Genomic DNA, 7,770 nt, shown 5'->3' on the forward strand with positions numbered 1-7,770 from the left:
GAAAACTTCTTAAATGTTATTATAAAAATATTCAGAAATTAAACGATATACCTACAAAGAGAGGTGTCTAAACCGTTGCAGATACAACGTAATTTCGTTTTCATTTTATGTGTAACTATCCTGTATTTTTGTTTACAAGGCTATATCTTATATAAAATAAACCAACCATATAGTGGAGTTCTTATTTCTAAAACAGACTCAACTACATACACAATAGCAAAAATTAAATCCTCCGGTTGGGCTTTTCATACGGACTTAAAAGAAGGAGATATAATCTATTCGATAAATAAAGAAAAGCCTCATTTAGGAATACTTCCTGGATACCAAAACCAATCACTAAATGCATCTGAAATACAAATTAAAAAAGACGATATCACCCAAACTTATAAAGGAACACAACATTTTATTGATTCTCGTGACAAAATTATTTCTGTATACTTTCCCTTCCTACTCGCTTTTATTTGTTTAGGGTTATCTATTTTTCTTTATACAAAGAAGCCTTTGAACCGGGAAACATTCTTTTTGATCACGTTTCTATTCATGACTTCCTCAAGTCTTCTAATCGCAGTTGAATCTGGTAAAGGTGATTTTATCGCTCTCATTATTTTAAGTATTGTATTTCAAGGTACACCTATGTCTCTCATTTTATTGTTGAATGAATTATTCAAGAAAAAGCAACTATACGTTATTTCTATGAGATTTCTAAAAATCGATATTACAATCGGCATTATTTTACTATTACTCTCTATTTTAACGATGTGCATTCCATTTCCAATAGTTAATACCGATGGATTAGAACTAATTTACCTTTCAATAAATATTATCTTTTGTATATATTTTTTAATCCGTGCCTATATCAAATATCACAGTACAGTACATAAACCATTTTTAAAATTAATGCTCACGATTCATTCCATTGCCTTCTTTCCGTTCGTTACACTCTATGCTCTTCCAGATGCAATATTCAAAACACCTATTCTCTCAGCAGATATTGGCGCTATGTTCCTAATCGCTCTTCCAATCGGTTATTTTTATTTAGTAGCGACGAAGCAGATTTTTGATATAGAGTTTGTATTTGATCGTTTACGGTATTACGCATTTCTGTCACTAATTCCAACTCTATTAATTGCAATCATTACGAGCTGGAGCATTTATTACAAAGACAATTTTCTCTCTCGACTACTGCAAAGTTTTATTATTATTTTTCCGTTAAACATTCTATTTCTCATATTAAAAGAAAGATTAGATTTTACATTCCGTAATCACCTCTTTCGGACTAAAACAAACTTATACGTAAACATTGAACAGTTTACCGCACAGCTATCATCTATTATGAAAACAGAAGAGTTAGAGAAAAAATTCACTAATGAAATCGTTTCGATGTTGAAACCTTCTTTTATTCAATTTGTTCAATATGATATGAAAGACAACACATATACACTCTGTAACGGATATCGACAAACGAAAGATTTCACACTTTCTAAAAAGAAAAAATGGAGTATGGCAGCATTACTAATTAATGATTTATTAGAGGATGATGGATGCATTGGCATTTACTTATACTCTACTAAACATATAAAACACTACATCTGGATTGGAAGAAAAGTGAATAATATTAAATATAATACGCATGAAAAATCATGGTTCATCACTGTCACGACATACGTCCGTCTTATTTACGAAAACTTGTATACTATTAATGAAATTATTCATTCTCTAGAGCAGGAGAGTTTAGAATCCAAAACAAATTCTGCAAGCTTATCACGCCTACTCTTTCAAATTTCTGAACAAGAAAGGCGCCGACTCGCTTCAGATTTACACGACTCTGCATTACAAGATCAAATCGTATGGTACCGCAAACTAGACTCTTTACTAAAAAACAAATCCGTTCCACTAGAATTAAAAAATGAACTAAAAAAAATCCACTTCGGTATGCACGATGTAATACAACAAATTCGCGACACATGTAATGAATTGCGTCCATCACTTTTATCAGATGCTGGTTTAATTGGTGCATTAAGAGAATTGCTAGCCCAAACACAATTACGTGTGCAGTTTCATATTCAATTTGATCATGAATCAATTCAAGAACATCATTACGATTTTGACAAAATTTTATCTTTATATCGTATCATTCAAGAACTACTAACAAACGCAGATAAACATTCCGAGGCAACCATCGTATCGATTTTTTTATGGGAAGAGAATAACTGCATTTCCCTAGACTACCGAGACAACGGCAAAGGTTTTGATATAGACACTCCCTACTCTCCTAAGCAGCATATGGGGATTTCCGGTATAAAAGGAAGGCTTCAATCAATTGGTGGAGAAATACATATAGTATCCGAAGCTAAAAAAGGACTTCAAGTAAACATTACAGTTCCGAGGTGGTAAATAATGATTCGAGTATTAATCGTAGATGATCATCAAATTGTAGGCGAAGGAACAAAGAGCATGATTGAATTAGAAGAAGATATGCAAGCAGAATATATTTTAAATGAACAGGAAGCACTTATAAAAAGTGACGCTACACCTTTTGACGTATATCTCTTGGATATGAATATGCCCAATTGTAGTGGTATTGAACTCGCCCAGAAAATATTACATATTCAAACAGATGCAAAAATCATTTTATACACAGGTTTTGAATACGTATCCCAATTTAATTTATTAATAAACTCTGGTATCAGCGGAATTATTAGTAAATCAGCTTCTCAGCAAGAGCTATTAATGGCAATTCGTGCAGCTGTAAATGGATATACTTTACTTCCTATTTCTTTATTACGTCAACTACGTACAGACGATATAACGACTCAACAACTTGAAAATAAAACCGCTCTTCTTACACAAAAAGAATTAGAAATCTTAGAATCCGTCTCTAAAGGAAGTAGCAATAAACAAATTGCTGATGAACTGTACATGAGTTCAAGAGCTGTAGAATACAACCTAACAAAAATCTTCAAAAAATTAAAAGTAGGATCACGCTCCGAAGCTTTAACAGAAGCAATGAGACAAGGCATTTTGAAAGTACACATATAAAATGAAACTTCCATCAGTTTGTTTTGTTTAACCCTCAAATAATGAGATAAATAAAAAAGTCCTAACCTACAAAACGTAAGTTAGGACTTTTTAACGCGCCCAGAGGGATTCGAACCCCCGGCAGACGTGGTACCGGAAACCACCGCTCTATCCGACTGAGCTATGGGCGCATGATTATAGAAAACACTTCATTTTCTCTTCATAATAATAGCAATAAAAACCATTTAAATCAATAAAAACTCTTTGATAGCACATTATATATACGCTTTTTGTCTGCATAAAAAAGCCCCCTAATTTCTACATTTAGGAGGCACTTCTTACCCATTTTATTTATCTAGTTTCTCTTTAATCTCTTTTGGAATTTCATTCGGCTGTACTTCTTGGTATGTTTCAATATATTCACCTTTTGTTTTAACCTTTACATACGCTCCTTCTCGAAGCCCACGAGGTGCATAAAACTTAACGTCTCTTCCTTCACCCGAAGCGTAATAACCAGTAAGTTTATAGTCTCCAGCTACCTCTCCAACTGTAGATAATCGGCCAGATTCTTTCGCTTTTACATATACAAATTCTTCTTTCACAAGCGGATTATATCTATCAGTCACCTCATTATGAGAAAAGCTTGCCACACCAATAACTAATATAAAAATTCCAATTAAACCTAATAATAATTTCTTCATTTTTCTCTCCTTAAAATATCCTTTTAACTTACTTTACTTTCTTTATTCTAGGAGAAAGAGGGTTTTTCCACTATCGCTTTTCCTTACATATTCATTACAAAATTGTAATCCACACATGTAATACCCCTAAATTTTCCAATCATAAATTCACCCCAACTCACAAATTATAATCTTTGAATTGATATTCAAAAGGGGGCTTCATTCAATGACTGTAATTACAAAATTAAAGCAAACTGTTTCTGGATTAAAAAGTGCACAAGCTAGCTTAGAGGGATTCGCTCTTGATACGGATAACCAACAAGCTAAACAACTTTTCCAAACAGCTGCGCAGCAAACACAAACGATTATCGATTCTTTAAACCCACGCGTTGAAGAAGTCCAACAAGAAGAACCACAATACTCACAGCAATAACGAATCAGACTTGCTGTGAAATAGAAAAAGGATGATATGCAGTCATCCTTTTTCTATCACATTACATATTGCAATAGAAATGGAATGATAATTATGCGAAAACTCGGCCTCATAACCGCATTATTTGCACTTCTATTTAGCTCTTTTACCGGATGTGATAATAGTCCTTTAGATAAAAAAGTGAAAGAAGAAGCAAAACGAACGGAGAAAGAAAAAGGTCCAAAGTTAACAAAGACGAGTACGGAATCCTTTAATCAATCTATATCACAAGGAGCGAAGAAAAGAGCTCTCGCTATGGATGAAATTACAAAAAGCACAGCAGTAAACTCAAATTTAGATCTCTACATAGCAGTTACACCGGAGCATCACGAAAGGTTTGGATTAAAACCTCTACGTAAGAAGCTTCAAAAGCAGCTAAGTGATGAGCACCCTACTTTCGATGTTCGTGTAAGTACAGATAAAAAAATCTTTATGTTACTCGAAAAGCTCGAAAGAAAGATTAAGGACAAAAAAGTATCTAAAGATGAGATTAATAAGCAATTAAAATTCATTGGTAAAAAAATGGAGTCTAACACTTAACGCTTTTTAAAAGAAAAGGAAGGATTGCAATGTCTAGTAAAGATAAAAACTTAACCCCTGTACAACAGGAGTATAAAAAATTCGAGCAAGAACGCGAACCGAAACGACCTATCTTAAAAAATTGTATAAAAGCCTTTTTCGTCGGTGGTTTTATTTGCTTCATAGGACAACTAATCTCTACTTTTTATATTACGTATTTCGATTTCACTGAACGTTCGGCAGGAAATCCAACCGTCGCAACTCTTATTTTCATTTCTATGTTACTAACTGGTTTCGGTATATATGATCGTTTTGGGCAGTTTGCTGGTGCTGGTACAGCTGTACCTGTTACTGGATTTGGTAACTCTGTTATTGCAGCATGTATCGAACACCGAACGGAAGGATTCGTCCTTGGCGTTGGCGGCAATATGTTTAAACTAGCTGGTTCTGTTATTTTATTTGGTGTATTTTCCGCTTTCGTCATCGCACTTATTAAAACGATTCTCGTTCAATGGGGAGGACTATAAATGTTACAAGGACACCGAACGTGGGTATTTGAAAACAAACCAGTCATTATCTCAACAGGGGTTGTCGGTGGACCATTTGAAGCAAAGGGGAACATCCCAGAAGACTTCGATATCCTTCATGAAGATTTATGGCTCGGACAAGATTCCTATGAAAAAGCACATAAGATTTTATTCGAAGAAGCTTGTAGCCGTGCTACTGAAAAAGCAGAACTTCGTAAAGATGATATTCAATTTGTACTCGCAGGAGATTTAATTAATCAAATTACCCCTACAAGCTTTGCTTGCCGGACACTTGGCACTCCTTATCTCGGATTATTCGGAGCTTGTTCTACTTCTATGGAAGGTTTAGCACTTGGGGCAAGTATCGTAAATGCAAAAGGCGCAAAATATTTATTAACTGGTGCATCCAGTCATAATACAGCTGTAGAAAAACAATTCCGCTATCCTACCGAATACGGCGGACAAAAGCCACCTACTGCACAGTGGACAGTAACCGGAGCAGGAGCCGCCATTTTAAGCGATACCGGACACGGCCCTAGGGTAACATCTGCCACAATTGGACGAGTTATTGATATGGGATTAACAGATCCTTTTAATATGGGAGGCGCAATGGCTCCAGCTGCAGTCGATACAATCGAAGCCCATTTACGCGAACGACAAATCGATGCCTCTTACTATGACCTAATCGTGACCGGTGATCTTGGTCATGTCGGTCGCGAAATTGCTTACGATTTACTACATAAGCATGGAACAAAAGTAACGAGCGAACAGTTTCAAGATTGCGGAATTATCATTTATAGAGAAGGACAACCTGTCATAGCCGGCGCTAGCGGGCCTGGATGTTCTGCAACCGTCGTGTACGGTCACTTATTAAATCGAATGAAAAGAGGAGAGTTCAAAAAAATACTTGTCGTTGCGACAGGCGCTTTACTATCTCCACTTACATTCCAACAAGAAGAAACGATTCCGTGTATCGCTCACGCCGTTTCGATTGAATTTGGAGGTGCAACGCAATGATTTTTTTCTGGGCTTTCGTCATTGGTGGACTCATATGTGTAATCGGACAACTTATGTTTGATGTCGGCAAGCTAACACCAGCTCATACAATGGCAACACTCGTTGTTGCCGGAGCTATATTAGATGGATTCAATTTGTATGAACCATTAATTGATTTCGCTGGAGCTGGTGCAACTGTACCTATTACAAGCTTCGGTAACGCCCTCGTTCATGGTGCGATGGAAGAAGCTGCAAAACATGGTATCGTTGGCGTCATTACCGGCATGTTTAAAGTAACGAGCGCCGGCGTATCCGCAGCTATTATTTTTGGTTTCATAGGAGCATTGTTATTTAAACCGAAAGGATAAGGAGTGTTTGTATGACTGTTATCGCTAGCGTAAAAACTTGCCTTGCTAGTGTAAGAGGAGCTCAAGCAAGTTTAAGCTCGCTTTCATTAAATTCACAAGACGACGAATCCAAACGTGTATTTCATGAATGTATGTTAGAAATGGATAGCGTCATCGCTGATTTACAGAATAGAGTTTCAGTATTAGAACGTGAAGAACCTCAATATAAAGGGTTTTAAGTAGACTGGAGGAAATGACTATGTCTCACCTGCCGGAATGGACACTTGTCATTCTTCGCTCTGTATTCATATTAATTATTTTATTTGCTATTACGAAATGGTTAGGGAAAAGACAAATCTCTCAGCTCTCCTTTTTTGAATACATTGCCGGAATGACAATCGGTGACATCGCTGCCCAAGTATCTACAGGGCTCGATTCGAAATTTTTCCACGGCGTCTTTGCGATACTCATTTTCGCTGCGGTACCTTTTTTCACAGGAATCCTCTCCTTAAAGAACAAAACAGCTCGGGATTTTTTTGAAGGGAAATCTACCGTATTAATAAAAGATGGAAAGATACTCGAAGATAACTTAAAGAAAGAAAAATATACGAGTGACGAATTACTTGAACTACTCCGAGGAAAAAGTGCGTTCAGCGTAGCGGAAGTCGAATTTGCTGTCTTAGAACCGAGCGGAGAATTAAATGTACTATTAAAGAAAGATTCTCAGCCACTTACAGCAAAAGACATCGGTTTAAAAGTACCAAACGAAAAAGAACCGCAAACTGTTATTATGGATGGAAATGTACTAGATGAACCTCTATCCTCCAGTGGACATAACCGCGCTTGGTTACATGCTGAACTAGAAAAACTCGGTATTGTTATTGAAAATGTCTTTCTCGGTCAAGTCGATTCATACGGACAACTCACTATCGACATTTACAATGACAAACTTCAAATGCCTTCTCCTCAAAACAAACCTTTATTATTAGCATCTTTAAAAAAATGTCATGCTGATCTTGAACTATTTTCCCTAGAAACAAAGTCGAAATCAGCAAGTGAAATGTATAGTAAAAACGCGAAACAAATCGAAAAGATTTTAAATAAATTAACCTATCTTTTAAAAGACTAATTATCGAAAGAACGCTTCAGTTAAAAGGCGTTCTTTTCTGTTTTTCTTCAGTTTTCATAACGTTTAAATTTACGTAATTCGG

10 protein-coding genes and 1 tRNA gene are annotated in these 7,770 nt (G+C 35.9%); 9 read left to right on the plus strand and 2 right to left on the minus strand.

Going from position 1 to position 7,770, the window contains the following annotated elements; genetic code table 11:
* Positions 1 to 75 precede the first annotated feature (75 nt).
* Entirely contained in the window at positions 76 to 2,394 is a 2,319-nt protein-coding gene (locus MR170_RS12855) for a sensor histidine kinase (RefSeq protein WP_242308383.1), read from the plus strand.
* Positions 2,395 to 2,397: 3 nt separating this feature from the next.
* Positions 2,398 to 3,039: a response regulator gene (locus tag MR170_RS12860; RefSeq protein WP_000621765.1), complete on the plus strand. Its 642-nt coding sequence runs from the start codon at positions 2,398 to 2,400 to the stop codon at positions 3,037 to 3,039.
* Positions 3,040 to 3,133: 94 nt separating this feature from the next.
* Here the strand turns inward: MR170_RS12860 and MR170_RS12865 are convergent.
* Both MR170_RS12865 and MR170_RS12870 read right to left on the minus strand, forming a co-directional pair.
* Positions 3,134 to 3,209, minus strand: a tRNA-Arg gene (locus MR170_RS12865).
* 156 nt (positions 3,210 to 3,365) lie between these two features.
* Positions 3,366 to 3,719 (minus strand): YxeA family protein, encoded by a 354-nt coding sequence (locus MR170_RS12870; RefSeq protein WP_242308384.1) that lies wholly within the window; start codon positions 3,717 to 3,719, stop codon positions 3,366 to 3,368.
* 205 nt (positions 3,720 to 3,924) lie between these two features.
* Here MR170_RS12870 and MR170_RS12875 point away from each other — a divergent pair, with 205 nt between their 5' ends.
* The 7 genes from MR170_RS12875 (at position 3,925) to MR170_RS12905 (ending at position 7,688) form a co-directional block, all read left to right on the plus strand.
* Positions 3,925 to 4,131, plus strand: coding sequence for a DUF1657 domain-containing protein (locus MR170_RS12875; protein ID WP_000216166.1), 207 nt, complete (start codon positions 3,925 to 3,927; stop codon positions 4,129 to 4,131).
* 93 nt (positions 4,132 to 4,224) lie between these two features.
* Positions 4,225 to 4,710 (plus strand): YhcN/YlaJ family sporulation lipoprotein, encoded by a 486-nt coding sequence (locus tag MR170_RS12880; protein ID WP_016079756.1) that lies wholly within the window; start codon positions 4,225 to 4,227, stop codon positions 4,708 to 4,710.
* A gap of 29 nt (positions 4,711 to 4,739) precedes the next feature.
* Positions 4,740 to 5,216: a stage V sporulation protein AC gene (gene spoVAC, locus MR170_RS12885; RefSeq protein WP_016079755.1), complete on the plus strand. Its 477-nt coding sequence runs from the start codon at positions 4,740 to 4,742 to the stop codon at positions 5,214 to 5,216.
* Positions 5,217 to 6,233, plus strand: a complete 1,017-nt coding sequence (gene spoVAD / locus MR170_RS12890; protein WP_000938970.1) for a stage V sporulation protein AD — start codon at positions 5,217 to 5,219, stop codon at positions 6,231 to 6,233. It begins immediately after the preceding gene.
* Positions 6,230 to 6,580: a stage V sporulation protein AE gene (gene spoVAE / locus MR170_RS12895; protein ID WP_000575919.1), complete on the plus strand. Its 351-nt coding sequence runs from the start codon at positions 6,230 to 6,232 to the stop codon at positions 6,578 to 6,580. The genes spoVAD and spoVAE overlap by 4 nt, the downstream gene beginning before the upstream one ends.
* Before the next feature lie 11 nt (positions 6,581 to 6,591).
* The gene (locus tag MR170_RS12900) at positions 6,592 to 6,798 is read left to right on the plus strand and encodes a DUF1657 domain-containing protein (RefSeq protein ID WP_016079754.1); all 207 of its coding nucleotides are present in this window, start codon (positions 6,592 to 6,594) and stop codon (positions 6,796 to 6,798) included.
* A 20-nt stretch (positions 6,799 to 6,818) separates the two neighbouring features.
* Positions 6,819 to 7,688: a DUF421 domain-containing protein gene (locus MR170_RS12905; protein ID WP_242308385.1), complete on the plus strand. Its 870-nt coding sequence runs from the start codon at positions 6,819 to 6,821 to the stop codon at positions 7,686 to 7,688.
* Positions 7,689 to 7,770: the final 82 nt, after the last annotated feature.

Source organism: Bacillus cereus group sp. BfR-BA-01524 (assembly GCF_022662595.1).
Taxonomy (GTDB): domain Bacteria; phylum Bacillota; class Bacilli; order Bacillales; family Bacillaceae_G; genus Bacillus_A; species Bacillus_A thuringiensis_S.